15 protein-coding genes and 1 pseudogene are annotated in these 16,093 nt (G+C 45.8%); 7 read left to right on the top strand and 9 right to left on the bottom strand.

Features of this window, described 5'->3' with window-relative positions; genetic code table 11:
- The first annotated feature begins 36 nt into the window (after positions 1-36).
- The 5 genes from BACPLE_RS02320 (at position 37) to BACPLE_RS02295 (ending at position 5,643) form a co-directional block, all read left to right on the top strand.
- Positions 37-867: a hypothetical protein gene (locus BACPLE_RS02320; protein ID WP_007557693.1), complete on the top strand. Its 831-nt coding sequence runs from the start codon at positions 37-39 to the stop codon at positions 865-867.
- A gap of 209 nt (positions 868-1,076) precedes the next feature.
- Positions 1,077-1,451 carry a helix-turn-helix domain-containing protein gene (locus BACPLE_RS02315; RefSeq protein WP_040312055.1) on the top strand — a complete coding sequence of 125 codons (375 nt, stop codon included), beginning with the start codon at positions 1,077-1,079 and terminating at the stop codon, positions 1,449-1,451.
- A 5-nt stretch (positions 1,452-1,456) separates the two neighbouring features.
- A complete protein-coding gene (locus BACPLE_RS02310; RefSeq protein ID WP_007558561.1) occupies positions 1,457-2,605 on the top strand; it encodes an AAA family ATPase in 1,149 nt (382 codons plus the stop codon).
- 181 nt (positions 2,606-2,786) lie between these two features.
- Positions 2,787-3,899 carry a DUF6371 domain-containing protein gene (locus BACPLE_RS02300; RefSeq protein ID WP_040312054.1) on the top strand — a complete coding sequence of 371 codons (1,113 nt, stop codon included), beginning with the start codon at positions 2,787-2,789 and terminating at the stop codon, positions 3,897-3,899.
- Between the two features lie 277 nt (positions 3,900-4,176).
- Complete coding sequence (locus BACPLE_RS02295) at positions 4,177-5,643, top strand: coiled-coil domain-containing protein (RefSeq protein ID WP_171028056.1); 1,467 nt, start codon at positions 4,177-4,179, stop codon at positions 5,641-5,643.
- 53 nt (positions 5,644-5,696) lie between these two features.
- Here BACPLE_RS02295 and BACPLE_RS02290 read toward each other — a convergent pair whose 3' ends face one another.
- The 8 genes from BACPLE_RS02290 to BACPLE_RS02260 all read right to left on the bottom strand — a co-directional run bounded on the left by BACPLE_RS02290 (position 5,697) and on the right by BACPLE_RS02260 (position 12,999).
- On the bottom strand, positions 5,697-6,464 hold the full coding sequence (locus BACPLE_RS02290; protein ID WP_007558554.1) for a hypothetical protein: 768 nt from the start codon (positions 6,462-6,464) through the stop codon (positions 5,697-5,699).
- 89 nt (positions 6,465-6,553) lie between these two features.
- Positions 6,554-7,396: a DUF4848 domain-containing protein gene (locus tag BACPLE_RS02285; protein ID WP_007558552.1), complete on the bottom strand. Its 843-nt coding sequence runs from the start codon at positions 7,394-7,396 to the stop codon at positions 6,554-6,556.
- Between the two features lie 26 nt (positions 7,397-7,422).
- The gene (locus tag BACPLE_RS02280) at positions 7,423-8,049 is read right to left on the bottom strand and encodes a hypothetical protein (protein WP_007558550.1); all 627 of its coding nucleotides are present in this window, start codon (positions 8,047-8,049) and stop codon (positions 7,423-7,425) included.
- A gap of 15 nt (positions 8,050-8,064) precedes the next feature.
- Positions 8,065-8,694, bottom strand: coding sequence for a DUF4249 domain-containing protein (locus BACPLE_RS19805; RefSeq protein WP_262501069.1), 630 nt, complete (start codon positions 8,692-8,694; stop codon positions 8,065-8,067).
- Positions 8,615-9,046: a DUF4249 family protein gene (locus tag BACPLE_RS19800; protein ID WP_007558546.1), complete on the bottom strand. Its 432-nt coding sequence runs from the start codon at positions 9,044-9,046 to the stop codon at positions 8,615-8,617. The genes BACPLE_RS19805 and BACPLE_RS19800 overlap by 80 nt, the downstream gene beginning before the upstream one ends.
- Positions 9,047-9,050: 4 nt before the next feature.
- Complete coding sequence (locus tag BACPLE_RS02270) at positions 9,051-11,612, bottom strand: TonB-dependent receptor domain-containing protein (RefSeq protein WP_007558544.1); 2,562 nt, start codon at positions 11,610-11,612, stop codon at positions 9,051-9,053.
- Complete coding sequence (locus BACPLE_RS02265; RefSeq protein ID WP_007558542.1) at positions 11,609-12,412, bottom strand: FecR family protein; 804 nt, start codon at positions 12,410-12,412, stop codon at positions 11,609-11,611. Before BACPLE_RS02265 ends, BACPLE_RS02270 begins: the two co-directional genes overlap by 4 nt.
- 71 nt (positions 12,413-12,483) lie before the next feature.
- A complete protein-coding gene (locus BACPLE_RS02260; protein ID WP_007558540.1) occupies positions 12,484-12,999 on the bottom strand; it encodes an RNA polymerase sigma-70 factor in 516 nt (171 codons plus the stop codon).
- 210 nt (positions 13,000-13,209) lie between these two features.
- Between BACPLE_RS02260 and BACPLE_RS02255 the strand changes: the two genes are divergently transcribed.
- The gene (locus BACPLE_RS02255; RefSeq protein ID WP_007558537.1) at positions 13,210-13,494 is read left to right on the top strand and encodes a hypothetical protein; all 285 of its coding nucleotides are present in this window, start codon (positions 13,210-13,212) and stop codon (positions 13,492-13,494) included.
- A 269-nt stretch (positions 13,495-13,763) separates the two neighbouring features.
- Positions 13,764-15,278 (top strand): annotated as a pseudogene (locus BACPLE_RS18700) (leucine-rich repeat domain-containing protein); the annotation flags it as partial.
- Here BACPLE_RS18700 and BACPLE_RS19795 read toward each other — a convergent pair.
- Complete coding sequence (locus tag BACPLE_RS19795; RefSeq protein ID WP_262501079.1) at positions 15,255-16,082, bottom strand: helix-turn-helix domain-containing protein; 828 nt, start codon at positions 16,080-16,082, stop codon at positions 15,255-15,257. The pseudogene BACPLE_RS18700 and the gene BACPLE_RS19795 sit on opposite strands and share 24 nt — an antisense overlap.
- Between the last annotated feature and the right edge of the window lie 11 nt (positions 16,083-16,093).

Genomic DNA, 16,093 nt, shown 5'->3' with positions numbered 1-16,093 from the left:
AACAGTAACAAGTAACAACCGAATAAGACAAAGAATATGGAACCGTCCGTAAAAGACAAACATATCATTTTAGGATTTGTCGGCTTTGCCATCCTCCTAATATCTTCCATAGCGACACTGATTGTCGCTGAGAAATTCAACCAAGATACCTTTGTAAGGCTGATAGTCTTTGTGTGCAGCAACCTGTTGGGGTGGCTGCTCTACTTCTCCTTCCAGACAGTCATTTTCGATACATACGAAATCTACAGAATCAAGTTCGGCAGGAAAAAGACACCTGCCGAAATCACAGAAATTCAGGAAGACCAGTCCCAAGATGCACACAAGCCTGTAATATCGGCATCAATGCCAACAGGTGGAGAAGCGACCCCGGATATAAAACCGACAGAGATTGCCATATCCCCGGAGCTTCACGAGAAGAACCGTGCCGATTACGAGGACAGGGAGCAGCGGGAAAATGAGGAGCGCATCGCTATGGTCATGGAATACATCCATTTCATCATGCCCCGTATTGCTGACAAGGAGACCGTGAACCACATCTGTGCCGAGGTCAACAACTGGATGCGGCTCCACAGTTACAAGCCCAAGCCGATAAAAGGGCGGCTGACCAAAGATATTTCAAACATTCCGCTCCGCCATTTCGTGTGGAATATCTCCGAGCGTTTCATGTACAAGAAATACTACACGGGGGATAACCGTGCCCGCTTCATCAGCACCCTTTTCCCACGGGAGTTTGCCGATACGGACATAGCTACCATCAAGAACTTCAAGGTAGAGCCGTTAAAGACACTGATTCCCATTGACGAGCCTGAAAACGGCAGACTGGATTTCCATTATCCTGCGGATTATGTGCAGGAGAAGCGGATTTAAGCCTGTTTTAGAGTAATCACGATAATAACGACAAACAGCCAAAACTCATAATCCTCTGTTATACAATAATTCCCGAATAACTTTACCCGTCATTTGCGGTTGGGCATCGTTATTCGGGAATTATTTTGCAATGACCTTTCGTGGAGATATTCACGGCTGTATCATTCCAGTCCTTTGCGCCAAGCCTTACAAAAGAGGCGAGTACGCAAATGGAAAAAACAGTGATTACATTCAACGACCTCCCGGAGATTGTGGCTCAGCTTCGGGACGAGGTGATGAGCCTTAGAAGCCTGCTTACTGAGCAGCGCAGTGTGAACAACGCAAGGGCGGTGGACACCCATGTCCCCATGTCAGTGGAAGAGGCGGCGGAATATCTGGGCATTCCCAAAGGCACGCTCTACATGAAGCTGTCGGAGGGAAGCATTCCCGCCACCAAGCCCGGCAAACGATATTGCCTTTACAGGGACGAACTGGACAAATGGCTGGAATCCTCCCGGAAGAATCCCGTACCCCTGTCCGATGAGGAACTGAGCGAATCCTTATATTCTTCCCACCGCCGCAAGCCCGCTCCGCGTAATTGGTAAACGTCATGGAAGAGGACAAGAATTATATCAGTCTGATACATGGCGACCTGACGAGGGCGACCCAAGTACAGCACGGGATGCCGGACAGCATCGGCGTGATGAGTATCAAGACCGCCAACCGTACGATACTCGAAGCATCGCTGCTGCCCACGCCCCGTGCGCTCTGGGACAGTTTCTGGTATGAGGGGGAACTGTCCTGCCTCTTTGCGGATTCCAATGTGGGCAAGTCCATCCTTGCCGTGCAGATAGCCGACCGTATCGCCCGGACTGACGATGTGCTGTATCTGGACTTTGAACTCTCCGAAAAACAGTTCCAGCTACGCTATACCAGCGAGCATGGAACGCCATACATCTTTCCTGAAAGGCTGTACCGGGTATCGCTTGACTGCAATTCGTTGCTGGAAGCCGATTTCGAGGAAGCCATCATGGGAGGCATAGAACAGATGGCTCTGCAAACCGGGTGCAAAATCTTCATCGTTGACAATCTTACCTACCTGTGCTGCGCCATGGAGAAAGGCGATGCGGCAGGACGGCTGATGATACAGCTCAACAACCTCAAAAAGAGATACGGATTGTCCGTCCTTGTTCTGGCACATACACCCAAACGCTCTTTGGACTGTCCCATCACTTCCAACGACCTTGCCGGAAGCAAACGGCTCTACAATTTCTTTGACAGCGTGTTCGCCATCGGGAAGAGTGCGCAGGACGGAGGGCTTCGCTATGTGAAGCAGCTCAAAGTCCGGTACGGGACATTCTCCCACGATGCGGACAATGTAATCATCTACGAGATTGAGAAGGTGGACGCTTTCCTGCAATTCGTGTTCAGGGGTTATTCAACGGAAAAGGAACACCTGAAGAAACTGGGTGACAACGAATCCAGCCAGAGGGATTGCCAAATCCTGCAATTGTCCCAGTCCGGCAAGTCCGTCAGGGAGATAGCCTCACAGGTGAACTGCGGCAAGTCCACCGTCAGCCGGATAATCCAGCGCAGCAAGGAGGACAGGAATGCAGCCGTCCCAAGTGTCCCGCTGTCCCAACAGACAGGAAGTGGGACAATGGGACAGGTGGGACAGCATGGGACAAGCGGGACAGTAAGAGAAACAAAGCAGGCAGAGTTGTTTACAGGATATGGGAAAGAGGAGAATAAGGCATGAAAAAGCAGTCTGCACATAGCTGTATAAAGGATAACCGCTTCATTTACGGTACAAGGGATGATACAGGCAGAAGCCTGATGTCCCAAGGTGTCCCGGGGTGTCCCACTGTCCCAAGTCTTATAGGGACGGGACAATGGGACAGCGGGACAACAATCGAAAAACTCAAAAACAAAGACAAGCCATGAGCAACTATTCGTTACAGAAATATAAAGGAACGGCAACACGGCATACTTGCCCGAATTGCGGGGACAAGCGTTCTTTCACATGTTATGTGGATGAAAGCGGTATGCTCCTGCATCCGTCTGTCGGCAGGTGCAATCATGAGAGCAGTTGCGGGTATCATTATACTCCCAAGGAGTATTTCCACGACCACCCCGAATGCCATACCGACAAGGGGTTCTCTTTTGACAGGCAAAGGTCAGAACGGAAGCCCGGACAGACATCACCAAAAGCAAGCATAGGCTACATACCGCCAAAGTATGTGGAGAGGTCGCAAAGCGTGCACAGCAACTTCTTCCGCTTCATTTCCTCGCTCCTTGATTCCTATTACGGCAGCAAGGCAAAGGAAGTGTTGAAGCGGTTGCTGGAAGAGTACCGTCTTGGAGCAACCCGTGACGGGGCTGTCATCTTCTGGCAGATAGACCGCACAAACAGGGTACGCACGGGCAAGGTGATGCAGTACAATCCAGAGGACGGACACCGTATCAAGGGAGGAGAGGTGTCGGCAGTGGACTGGATACACAGCATACTGAAAAGGCAACGGGTACTGCCGGAGGATTGGCAACTTTCCCAATGCCTGTTCGGGGAACACCTGCTGAATGTCTATCCCGACAAGGTAGCGGTCTTGGTGGAATCCGAAAAGAGTGCCGTTATCGGCTCTGCCCTCTTTCCCGGTTATGTATGGCTGGCGACAGGCGGCAAAAGCCAGTTGAGAGAGGAAAAGCTCCGTGTGCTGAGCGGACGAACCGTGCTTCTCTTTCCCGATGCGGACGGATATTCGGAGTGGAAACAGCATGCCAGGGACATGACCTATTGCAAGGTTGTCGTGTCTGACATCATAGAGAAGAACGCCACACCGGAACAGAAGGCAGCCCATATCGACATAGCCGACTGGATTGTCTTCCAGATACGAGAAAGTAAAATAATGTGTACAGCCAATCATCTTGTAGAGGCGGAAAAAGTCCTCCGGCGGATGATAGAGAAGAACCCCGTCCTGCAAAAGCTGATAGATGATTTCGACCTTGTACTGGTCAGTACATCCCCAATCGGCAGTGGCGATGAAAACCCTCCTTAATGGAGGAGAGCGGAAGCCGTAGGCTGTAGCGGACAGACAAGGGCTTGCCCTTGATATAGCCCACTATAACTACACGCTCCGCTTTCGTAGTTGTGGGCTCTCCCGAGGGGCTGGGCGTTGCCCCGTCCCACTCAGGGCGTTTCACCCCTGAGAACCCCGAGCAAAGAGTGACCCTCTCTTTGCAATCTCCCTTATGGGCACAGCCTCTAAGAACCCCATAGCGGTTATGAGCGAACAGCGGCAAACAACTTTAGTTAATAACCAAATCAACATAAAAATGGCAACAAAATCAAGCATACATATCAAGCCCTGCAGAGTCACATCAAGTGGGGCTCATAACCGGAGAACTGCCGAATATATGCGCAATATCGGCAAGTCTCAAATCTACATCGTACCCGAATTGACTGCCGGTAACGAGCAGTGGATAAACCCGGGCTTCGGCAATCCCGACCTGCAGGCGCACTATGACTACATCAAGCGGATGGTCAAGGAAAAGACAGGACGTGCGATGCAGGAGAAGGAACGTGAACGAAAAGGCAAGAACGGGAAAATCACCAAGGTGGCTGGATGCTCGCCAATCCGTGAGGGCGTGTTGCTCATCAGACCGGACACGACACTGGCAGATGTGTGCAAGTTTGGCGAGGAGTGCCAGAGACGCTGGGGCATCACTCCTCTCCAGATCTTCCTGCACAAGGACGAGGGACACTGGCTGAACGGTCAGCCGGAAGCGGAAGACAGGGAGAGTTTCAAAGTCGGCGAAAGATGGTTCAAGCCGAATTACCATGCCCATATCGTTTTTGACTGGATGAACCATGACACAGGCAAGAGCTGCAAGCTCAATGACAAGGATATGACAGAAATGCAGAATCTGGCATCCGACATACTCCTGATGGAGCGTGGGCAGTCAAAGGCTGTTACAGGCAAGGAACATCAGGAACGTAACGACTTTATCATTGGGAAGCAGAAGGAGGAAATGAAGCGGCTTGATGCCACGAGGCAATACCGGGAACATGAGCTGGAAATGGCGAACAAAAAGATGCATGAAACGGAAAGCATTACCAACGCCCTTATCGAAAAGGCAAATGAAAAGGAACGGCAGAGTGAAGACCTTGACAGGGCTATCAGCGAGAAACGCTCCAGACTGAACAAGGAAAAAGGAAGTGAACTTCTGAACGCCGCTGTCGGCTGGGCTACCGGGAAATCGAAAGCCCTGAAAAATGAAATAGAGGATTTGCGCTGTGAGATTTCCACGCACGAGGAAACCATCGAACGGTTGCAGGATAAAATCCAGACCATACAGAACGACCACAGCCGTGAGCTGATGCAACTGGAGGCCAAACACCGGTCCGAACTGAACCGCAAGGAAACGGAACATGTACAGGAAACTACGAGACTCAAGAACCGGATTGCATGGCAAAGCCATATTATCGGCTGCCTCAGTTTCCTGCTGCTAAAAACAAGCGACATCTTCCGCAAGGCGGTACACAGTATCATCCGTTTTGCCCGTGATTATTACAAGTCCCGTTTTGACACGGAACAGGTATATGACATCAAGAACGCCCTTAACCTGTTCGGGGATGACAGACAATCACATCAGGCGGCAGGGGATTTCCTGTACTTCACTGCCAGGCAAAAGGGTGAATTTGACAACCGGGAGCAAATCAAAGCCAGACGGGAAGTTGACAATGTGGTGGAAGGGAATTATGACCAGCAGCAGAAAAGAGGTTTTTCGATGAAAAGATAATACCTTTATCTTATAATCCTCGCTTCAGGAGTAACGATAGAAATCAGTGCAGGTTATTTGAATAGCAAATTAAATAATCCGCCACCGATATCAATACCCAATTTGTTGCCTTTATACTGAAAATACGGAGCTACTATCGGAAGCGTTTTCGTTTTATGCAACGGAAAATCGGTATGGCTTCTGACGCCGAAATCCATCCCCCAGTTGGGAATGATGTCATAGGAAACGAATCCCCCGTAATTCGAGGAACTGAAAGGAGAAGAAAGAATGAAGGAGTATGAGGCAAATGTGTTTAGACGAATTTTCTCGTTGACGGGATATGTCAACAGCCCGGACAATCCCAATAGCTGACTCTCGCGTCTGGGGACACTCCATTTTACGGTATATGCCTGCAAGTTAAATGACCAGCAACCGGGAGAATATACATATCCGATACCTGCATAGTTCATTGTTCCCAAGCCGATGAAGTTTTCCTGCCTGCCTATGCCGTAAAAATAGCCGGAAGGATAGCTTTTAATGATACCGGAGGTCGAATATTCCCCCTCATGCAAAGGCGATTTGTCGGTAGGGAATGTCGGATTATATGGGTTCTGCACGTCAAATGTTATCTGGGACGGGCAACTGCCGGAAGAAAGATCAACCGCTTTCCGTATATCCAAAGGCTTTGGGGTAATGCTTCTTTCGTTATGAGGCGAAGTATTTCCTTCCTGAACGGAAACCTTGACGGTGTCACGCGACACTTGAAATTCCTGACCGTAAGAAGCGGCTTTATTTAGAAAAAAGAAAATCACTATAAAACAAGTAAATACTTTCCTGCTCATAAAATGATAATTTTAATATTCGGGACGAACATTTGGCTATATCAGAGATTCGTCCCGAATGATTGGTGAATAATCCGGTTCAATAAGGATTACAATTGCACAGTCATTATTCCGCAGTTTTCTTCACCGGTACCGCGAGTCCACATATACAATTTCGCTCCATTTGGGAAAGGATTGCCCACGATCATAATGTCATGACCGCTTTTCACTTCTTTACCAAATTGTACAGGGCCGTTAGGCGTGTATTTCCAATAGTACGCAGTCGTATATTCCACCCAGCCCCATAAAACTTTTTTAGACGCATTTACACGGATAGCCTGTTGGTTTCCTCGCATACCAATCTGTGCGGTGAACTTTCTTTTCTTCGTTTTCACGTAAACCCTGTTTATACCATTTTCGATCGTTACACCCAGCGGGACAGGATAAAGTAAAGAAAGTTCTTTTTTATATCCGTCATAATTTTCAAACTCCTTCATGTTCTTTCTCTCACCGGCGATACATACGAACCCTTCGGGGGTCAATGTGATTGCCTTGCTTACATTCAACACCGGCATATATATCGACAAATCGGTGCTGTCCTTGTCGTTGAATATAAAATCAGTCTGGTAAGCAGTCTTAATGGATTCATATTCTTCCTTGCATGTGGCGTTTAATATCTGTCCCAAGGCTTCGCTGTGCATCCTGTACATGGAGGTGAAGCCTTTCTGTCCGGATTCCCATTGCAGAAGTTCCTCATCGGACAACGTGCCCAAGGAATCGAGCAAGGCATTGTATTCCTCCTCACTGGAAAAGGAAAGAATATTTTCATGCAAACTTCTGGAGGCCGGGAAAGAATGGTTCTCCTCATTCATCGGATTGTTCACTATGTCATCAGAACTACATGATGATAAGACAGCCATTGCCAAAGCAAGACTAAAAAGCGTTTTTCTCATAATTGAAAAAATTTAATAATTGGTTATTATTTAAACATGGGCACATATAATGATATGCCGAACTCTTTGTTATTCTTTGTATTGGAGGCAAAAGCATTGTCATACAATGGCTTGAAACCATGCTTGTAGGAAGCGGACAATTTCATGCCGTTCTTAAACTCATAGCCTAAGGTGAGGACTATCGGAAAGTCGAAAACCCGCCCTTCCAAGTTTTCCTTCAATTTATCGGTTTTGAAATAACCGGTGGGTTCAATGCCAATACCGGCATACAGTCCGGAACAGATGCGGTAATTGATTGAGCCGTTCAAAGCAAGTCCCCATATCCATGCCTTGTCAGACCAGGGAACAACGTTGTTTCCATTCAAATCGAAGGACTCTGCTTTTCCCTGAACGGCTTTTCCCAATATGGAAGCATCAATCCAGAAACGGTTGGAAAGATCGAAGCCAAACTGGTAGCCCAAATTAAAGCCTACTCCGGGTGTCCATCGGGTTTCGGGGTAGGAAGAGTTGTTCGCCGTTCCCGTACTCATGTAAGCATATCCCGAATATTTTCCCAAATGTCCGTCCGTCACACCGATGATAATGCCGGATTTTTGTGCAAAGCATCCTATTCCTGCCAGCAAGAAAAGCATTGATAAAATTGTCTTTTTCATTTTTTTTATTATTATTTAGTTTTCCTGTAAATTGTCTATCCATTTCGTCTGGAACATCCTGCATCCTCCCACGACACCTATCCCGTTTATGACATTGGTGTAAGTAGAGCGTATGGGAGCCAGTTCAGAGTTTCCAAGCCCGTTGTTTTTCTGGTCGTTCAGTGATTTCAGATACCTGTAAAACTCTTCCGAAAGGCTGTACAGGCTGATTCTGTATTTCACTTGGCGTTTGATATGTTCGGTTCCGTCAGGGGTTATGAAGTCGTCTTCATAGTCTGCCTCGTAATTGGTATTCAGACGAACCGTGTAGCTTTTCCCTTTAATTTTCGTATCGTCCCAGTAATACAAATTCCGGTAGAACCCGTTTTCAATCATCAGGATATCGTCTAACCCGGAAGATGTATTCAGCAGAGGTTCGTCGTCCAAGTTCAACGCGAGGGTACTGCTTTCTTCCGAATACTTGCCATCGTTCCAGAACAGTTGTTTACGCTCCACCTTCAACGCATAATAGTCTTTTGTCTGCGCATTGTCTGTAAAGCCTATCCGAAACTGAAGCAGGTTCGGTTCACCGTCTTTGAGAGCCAATTTGATTGATGTCAAAGGGAATCGGGACGGGACAACCGTAGCGGATGAAACCGCTTTCATTCTTTCTGCCGCTGCGGGTTATGTTGACCTTGTCGCCATCTTCATACGCCTTTACCGCGTAATAGCTTTGGGCGGGGACTCCCGGTATGGAATCGTCCGTCCATGCAAGGGGTACCGCTTCACCGTTTACGGACAGGTGGACGTCCGCTCCCTTCAGTCCCCGGACGAGCTCGCCTTTCTGACTGACGGGAAGGCTGCGTGAAAGGTGGACTACCGTTGTGTCGCCGCTTCCCGGATAGCTGTATAGCACCAGTTTGGGAGAAGCGCCCACATCGTCCAGTTCAAAATGATAGGTACAGGACGAAAGTAAGCCGATATACACGGGCAGTAATATATGATATAAATGTTTCATGCACTTAAAATTTGAGGGTATAACTAAACGAGGGTATAATCGGGAAAATGCCAAATCCCTTACCCCTGAAACCGCCGTCGGGCAGACGCTCTATCCGGGTATAAAACGCATTCATACGGCAATAGGCGTTATAAATGCTGACGTTCCAGATACGCTCGAATCCCCTTTTGGTAGTACGCCGGAAATTGACACCCAAATCGAGCCGATGATATGCCGGGAGCGTGATGTTGTTCGGTTTCTCGTAAACCAGTTCCGGTTCGCCTGAATCCGGTATGCCCGGAAAAGAGGGCCCGTTTACATACTGGTTCGGGACGGTGGCACGGTCGCCGCTACGGTAAACCCATGCGGCGTAGGCATCTATACGGTCATTGAACTTATGCCGGTAGGCGATGTTCAGTTTATGCCGGTTGTCGAACTTGCTGGAATACCAGCCGGGATAAAAATCAGTAAACTTTTGCAAGCTCCATGAAAGCGTATATCCTGCTTCGATGACATTGTAACGGTCTTTGTATGCCAATGACAATTCTACGCCGTAAGACTTTCCCTTGCCGGTCTTGACCAGATTGTCCCAGTTCTCGGCAGGAAGCATCAGGCTGTTGCCTCCGTCGTATTCCAGCAGTTGGCTTGTGGTACGGTAATATCCTTCCACGTTCAAACTGATATGCCAAGGCAACTCCGTATATATCCCGGCTGCCACTTGCCTTGAACGCATGGGACGAACTTTGCGTGTGGAAGGAACCCAACTGTCTGTCGGCAGGTTCAGATAGGTGTTTGACAGTTGGTGCGCAAATTGGCTCATTTCCGTATAGGACACTTTCATCGTGGCTTTTTCCGAGCATTGGTAACTCATGGCCAGTCTTGGCTCCAAGGAATGGTACATCTTTCCGTCTGTCTGATAAAGGGTGTAATGCAGTCCCGCGTTTAATTTCGTCCTGGAGGACAGCCGCATTTCATCTTCCACATAAAAAGCGACCTCGTTACCCTTATAGCTGCTTGCGTTTTCTGTCGATAAGGTATCCCTGTCCGTCTGGTTTCTGGAAGCCGTGCTTTGCGGATGATATATGTGATGCAGATAATTGCTGCCAAAGCGTATATGATGATTCGTGCCGGGACGGTAGTCGAACTCCATGCGGTATCCCATGTCGTCGATTGTGGAACGGTTGGACCGTTCCATTCCCGTCATGGAAGTTTGTTCCCCGTCGGAAAAGAAACGGCTGCCTTCCACATAATCATACATGGAGATATTGCGTGAATAGACACCGGTGAAACTGCCGGACAACTTCGGGACGATTTGACAGTTCCACGTCAAAGCCGTAGTCAGGTTGCCCCATTGAGCCTTGAAATCGGAGTCGTAATGTTCCCCGTCTTCGAACGTCTGCCGGGCTTTTGTCTTCAGCAGGTCATTTCCGGAATACACGCTAAGGGACAGTTTATTATTGTCCGAAAAACGGTGGGTGATTTTCCCGTTGATGTCGTGAAAGGCATAGCGCACGTTCTTTTTGTCATCGGGATTGGAACGGTTGAGCAGGAAGAATGCCGGAGCTGTGAAAAGATCTGCCCAACTTCTTCGCATGGCTATGTTGAACGAGGTCTTGTCTTTTATGATCGGGCCTTCAAACTGGACTCTGCCATCGAGCAGCCCCAAGGAGAAAGTCCCGTGAAACTCCTTCATGTTCCCCTCTTTGGTGCGTACATCCACTACGGAAGAAAGTCTGCCGCCGTAACGTGCCGGGAAACCGCTTTTATAGAAATCCACGTTTTTGATAATATCCGTATTGAAAGCGGAGAACAGCCCGCCCAAATGGTTGATCTGGTAAAGCGGTGTTCCGTCCAGCAGAAAAAGGTTCTCATCGTTCTTGCCTCCGTGTACATACATGCCGGAAAGCAGCTCCGTTCCGGAAGCCACACCGGGAATATTCTGGAGGGTCTTTACCAAGTCCGGTGAACTAAGCAGCGAAAACTCCGTATTCAACTGTTCCGAGGTCAGCGACACTTTGCCGGTCTGTGTCGTGCGGAGGGAAGCGTTCAAGTCTGCAACCACTACTACTTCTTTCAGCGAAGTATTGCTTTCTTTCAGGTAGATGACACCGTTGTAATTGGATGTCAAATCCACCTCCTTCACCACATCCTGATAACCTATATAAGAGAAACGAAGTTTGTGTTTCCCCTCCGGCAGCGTAATGCTGAAAAATCCCTGTTCGTTACTCAGTGTTCCCGTTTGGGTATTCAAATCGAAAATGGTCACGTTGATCAGCGTTTCTCCCTTATCCTCGCATATGTGGCCGGAAAAAGTATAGTTGTTCTGGCGGAACAGCAGGACATATTCTCCCTGAATCTCCCATCGGATGCCGGTTCCGCTGAAAATCCTTTTTAGGTTCTCAGGCAAGGAACTGCTCCGCTGGAAGATACCTTTGGGCTTTATATTTGCCAAGGAAGAATCGTATACGAAATGAACAGAATACATTTTTTGCATGGCATCTATGGCTTTTTTCATTTCGGTTGAATCCTGTTGGGCTTTAGCACCCAGAGAGACACACAATATAATCGCAATGATTGTTAACTTCATTGTTTTACTTTTTCTATCTTTACATTCAACACTTTCTCTATAAACCTGATTATTTCATCAAGGCTTTTGTTCTTGAAGCTGGCCGTCAGGCGTTTATTCTCATTGCTTGCGGATAGTTTGACTTTATAATATCGGGACAATTCCTCAAGTACCTTTGGAAGTGGGGCGTTGTCGAAAATAAAGCTGCCCGCTTTCCGTTCTTTGATTACCTGTACGTCCGGTTGTTCTTCCGTCACTTGCGCTGCCATGCCTCCGGTCAGTATCACAACGTCCGGTTGCCCGATTGCTGAGAACTGCACCTTTCCCGATGTGACTTGCACGATAGCTGTGTCTGCACGGCTCTCATCGACGGTAAAGACAGTACCCAATACCCTGACTTGGGACAGTTTCCCTTCTACCGTAAACGGGTGGGCATTGTCATGCTTGACAGAAAACGCGACTTTTCCTTCCATGTGAACTTTGCGGCTGGATTTCCGGTAATCTTTTGCGTGGAAACGGACGGAAGAATGCGGGAACAGGGTTATGGAGGAACTGTCCGGAAGCATATAATCCACGGGGTGCGAGTAAGCCGTTACCTCCTTCCATGCTCCGTTTTCCCGGAAGCGGGGATAAATAAGGACTGCGACCAGAATGGCTGCCGCCATACCGGGAAGTATCCACCACAAGCGGAAGGATTTCCGTTCCTGTTCCGTTATCTGGTATTTCTCTTTGAAAGCCTTCAATGCTTTTTGCGTATCCAACTTGTTCTTCTGATAGTGGCGCAAGACAAAATGAAGGCATTTTTCATCCGTGGTTCTCATACTCTTTTATTTTGGTTTTCGTATTAATGACTGGGATTACAGACAAATTCACTATGCGGAATTTGTGAATATTAGTTAAATAAGAATGCGTAAACTTTCTGTGTCCCTTCCCGTATCAGTCGGAGCGCCTTGCTGATGTGGTTATCCACCGTATTTACGGAAATCTGGAACTTGGCGGCTATCTCCCTGTATTTCATGCCGTCGCGTTTGTTCAGCAGGAATATCTCCCGGCAGCGTTCGGGCAAGGCATCAATGGCAGTCCACATCCGCGCTTCCCTGACCGAACGTTCCTCCGCTTCCTCATCGCTCAACGTATCTTCAAAATCAGAAGGGGAAAGATTCGGATCATAAATCTCCTCCTTCTTCAGATAGTCCAGGCTGCGGTTGCGGGCAGTCGTATAAAGGTAGGCTTTGACATTTTCTATCTCGGCTCCACTGATACTTAATTTCTCCCACAAGGCAGAAAAACTATCTTGTACGATGTCTTCTGCAATATCCGTATCATGGACATAGTGCAGCACGTACAAGCATAACGAACGATAATGGTATTTAAATGTTTCGTCTATGTCTATTGTAAATTTATTCATACAAATAGGCTTATTATTCTGTGTGTCTACATAAAAGGACACAAAATAAGGCAAAATTCACTATTTCATATTGTTAAAGAAATATAACGTACCCCTTTCCCATATACACATGGTGGAAAACATCACGGGGTTTCCGCACTTTCCTTTCCGTTTTTCCACATTCTTTCTTTTTTTCCGTCCTATATCTATCGGAAAATAAAAAATACGTTTATGGAAGAAAAAGAAGTTGCGCAAGGTTTATTTGATGGTGGAGTTCGGAAAACCTTTTGCGGTAAAAAGGAGATGTATGTAGCCCTCATGGCAGAACCAACTTTTTCGCAGTTCTCCAAGTTCATGCCCGTATCCAAGAAAGACGAGGTATCGGCTATGAGAACGCTTATCAAGGACTGCTTCATCGAAGGTGACCACGAACTGGTAAATAATAATTTCCGGTTCCTCTTCGGCTTGATGGGACAACTCACCGACTTATTATCACCCGCTAGAGCACGCTCATAAATTAATAGAATGTTGGGCGGTACGTGACGACCAGCAACATCCGGCAACAGATGATTTACGCGCGTCACTACTTTCCCGGCGTCAACCAACATAAGGTGACGGACGAGGAGCCCGAACAACTTTCGGAAGAAGTACTCTGACTGTACGAACAGGTGATAATAAGTCAAATAAGCTAAGAAATAATAAAAATGTTAAATCTTCATCCTTTAGAATGTACAATTAAAGACAACGACCATATTCCTGACTTATTGCTTATAAAATATTGAGGAATAATTAGTTGTAAATACCAATCGTGTCATAGACTCATCAATATTCAAATGCCACCCCAAATCGCAACTATCGGAGAAGATGCATTTTATGGATGTAAAGGTCTAACATCTGTCGTGTTACCAAACGCTATTAAATATATAAATAAAAATACATTTGCGTTTTGCACGAATCTTATTTCTGTACATATTCCTAATAGCGTTACTGATATTCATGAATATGCTTTTTGGCATTGTGACGGACTTATGAATATTGTTTTGCCCATATCTGTGAATTATATATCTGATTTGGCATTTGCAGATTGTCGAGGGATAAACGCATTTTATGTTGACCCAGATAACCCCAATTACACCTCAGTAGATGGCTGTATATACAGCAAAAATGAAGAAAAATTAATCAAGGTTCCAGAGGTAAAAGAGTCTTGCTTACTTCCTGATAAGCTAAAATGTGTAGGAAGTAGAGCATTTTGTGACTGCATTAATTTAAAAGAATTGAGGATTCCAGATCAGCTGTCATCTATAGAAAGTTATGCATTTTGTAACTGTAGGCAATTAGAAGAAATTAACTTATCGAAACAAATAGTGTCAATTGGACGGTATGCATTCTCAGGATGTTCAAAGATGAAACTATCAGATCCTGAGCTGTCATTACTATTAGAAGTTGTGGATGATTATGCATTCAAAGATTGTCTTTCAATAAAAGCTGTAAAATTTCCTCCTTCTATAAATACTCTAGGAAAAGGGGTTTTTTCTGGATGTAAAAATTTAGAAAGCTGTCAAATGCCATATACATATGTAAGAATCTCGGATTTTTTCTTCTTTGGTTGCTCTAGTCTTCAGAAGTTAATATATTCGCCTACTATCGAATATATTGGACGTTGCTCTTTTTATGGTTGTACATCTCTTAATAGAGTTATAATACCATCTACATGTACTAAGTTATCTGGAAATCCTTTTGGGGGATTAAATCTTGATTCTATAGTAAATGAAAGTTCCAGTTTTTGTTTTGAGAATGGTCTCTTAATTGATACGATTAATAAAGCCGTTGTGTCTTATAGTGCAGGAAAAACATCAACTGATGTTACAATACCTGAAGGTATTGTTAGGATTTGTGCAAATGCTTTTGCTAATTCTGGCATAGCCTCTATTTCATTACCTTGTAGTCTGGAATTTGTTGAAACGATGGCATTTGCAGGATGCAAGAATATTAAAAGCATGATCTTTAGATCGAATCTCAAAAGTATTGAGAAAGGAGCTTTTAATGGATGTGAAGGTTTGAGATCTATTTGTTTTGATGATGGTGGTAAAAATGATTTAGTTTTGGAGCCAGAACTGTTTTCTATGCTCAATATAGAAAAGGTATATCTTCCAAATAACCTTAAGGAAATACCTTATCGGACATTTTATAAATGTGTAATGTTACGAAATGTTAATCTTCCTTCTAAATTAGAAAAAATCGGAATCCGTTCATTTGAAGAATGCGTTAGTCTAAAATCAATACAAATTCCTGAAAGTACAGTACTTGTTGATGAACGCGCATTCCAATCGTATAATCCTGTCAAAGCTATTTCGTTCAACGATTGTCAATCGGCCTTGCTTATGGTTTGGGATATTATAGTTGTGGACATAATAATTGATTTGGTCCTTACTTAATTTGTATTTTTCGTGTATATCCTTATAGGTGTAATAAAGCGGATCAACATTCTCTCTTTCACCTTTGAAGGTATCAATATGCGCACGTGAGTAGTAAACCTTACGTCCTTGTGTGATACGAGGAATATCATTTCTTTGAACGAAAGAAAGCACAGCAGCATGGCTCATACTGAACTTTTCCATGATTTGATCTATTGTGTAATAGTCATTCATATCCACTTCAGCAATCAGTTCCGCAAAGTGTATATCCACAAGAGCTTTGTCATAGAAGGTGTTTCGCCCTTGATACACTTTTTTAATGCCATACTTCTCACAACGATTCCATACAGCACGACGGGTAGTATGGAATTTATTTACAATCTGGCTGACTGTGTAATATTCCCGTTTCTTATGAATCTTGCCTGTTCGTGTCTGATATTCTTTTGCCCGATCGAACAAACCGTCAATATCTTTCCGTCTGATAAGAGTCTTTCCTTTCATCTGAACGGCTTTTATAAGCCCACTGGCAAGTTCTCTGTAGACCGAAGATTTTCCGATGCCCAGATAAGCGGCAGCCTCTCTCGGAGTAAGGAATCTCTTTTGTTCGAGAACAGATTTCTGGGAGGAAACCTCAGCAGGCACATCCTGAGGATTTGATTCAAGATAGTCTGAAATTTCCTTCTCTCGCATCTTTCTTTTGT

Origin of the sequence: Phocaeicola plebeius DSM 17135, assembly GCF_000187895.1 — a bacterium.
Lineage (GTDB): Bacteria > Bacteroidota > Bacteroidia > Bacteroidales > Bacteroidaceae > Phocaeicola > Phocaeicola plebeius.
The sequence above is the reverse complement of the archived record's forward strand: the minus strand, read 5'-3'. Positions and strand labels throughout refer to the sequence as shown.

Excerpts from the sequence above, each read along its gene's own strand:
- BACPLE_RS19805 (WP_262501069.1), bottom strand. The coding sequence starts at position 8,694 with ATGAAAGCGGTTTCATCCGCTACGGTTGTCCCGTCCCGATTCCCTTTG.
- BACPLE_RS02320 (WP_007557693.1), top strand. The coding sequence starts at position 37 with ATGGAACCGTCCGTAAAAGACAAACATATCATTTTAGGATTTGTCGGC.
- BACPLE_RS02315 (WP_040312055.1), top strand. The coding sequence starts at position 1,077 with ATGGAAAAAACAGTGATTACATTCAACGACCTCCCGGAGATTGTGGCT.
- BACPLE_RS02270 (WP_007558544.1), bottom strand. The coding sequence starts at position 11,612 with ATGAAGTTAACAATCATTGCGATTATATTGTGTGTCTCTCTGGGTGCT.
- BACPLE_RS02295 (WP_171028056.1), top strand. The coding sequence starts at position 4,177 with ATGGCAACAAAATCAAGCATACATATCAAGCCCTGCAGAGTCACATCA.
- BACPLE_RS02300 (WP_040312054.1), top strand. The coding sequence starts at position 2,787 with ATGAGCAACTATTCGTTACAGAAATATAAAGGAACGGCAACACGGCAT.
- BACPLE_RS02290 (WP_007558554.1), bottom strand. The coding sequence starts at position 6,464 with ATGAGCAGGAAAGTATTTACTTGTTTTATAGTGATTTTCTTTTTTCTA.
- BACPLE_RS02310 (WP_007558561.1), top strand. The coding sequence starts at position 1,457 with ATGGAAGAGGACAAGAATTATATCAGTCTGATACATGGCGACCTGACG.
- BACPLE_RS02280 (WP_007558550.1), bottom strand. The coding sequence starts at position 8,049 with ATGAAAAAGACAATTTTATCAATGCTTTTCTTGCTGGCAGGAATAGGA.
- BACPLE_RS19800 (WP_007558546.1), bottom strand. The coding sequence starts at position 9,046 with ATGAAACATTTATATCATATATTACTGCCCGTGTATATCGGCTTACTT.
- BACPLE_RS02260 (WP_007558540.1), bottom strand. The coding sequence starts at position 12,999 with ATGAATAAATTTACAATAGACATAGACGAAACATTTAAATACCATTAT.
- BACPLE_RS02285 (WP_007558552.1), bottom strand. The coding sequence starts at position 7,396 with ATGAGAAAAACGCTTTTTAGTCTTGCTTTGGCAATGGCTGTCTTATCA.
- BACPLE_RS02255 (WP_007558537.1), top strand. The coding sequence starts at position 13,210 with ATGGAAGAAAAAGAAGTTGCGCAAGGTTTATTTGATGGTGGAGTTCGG.
- BACPLE_RS19795 (WP_262501079.1), bottom strand. The coding sequence starts at position 16,082 with ATGCGAGAGAAGGAAATTTCAGACTATCTTGAATCAAATCCTCAGGAT.
- BACPLE_RS02265 (WP_007558542.1), bottom strand. The coding sequence starts at position 12,412 with ATGAGAACCACGGATGAAAAATGCCTTCATTTTGTCTTGCGCCACTAT.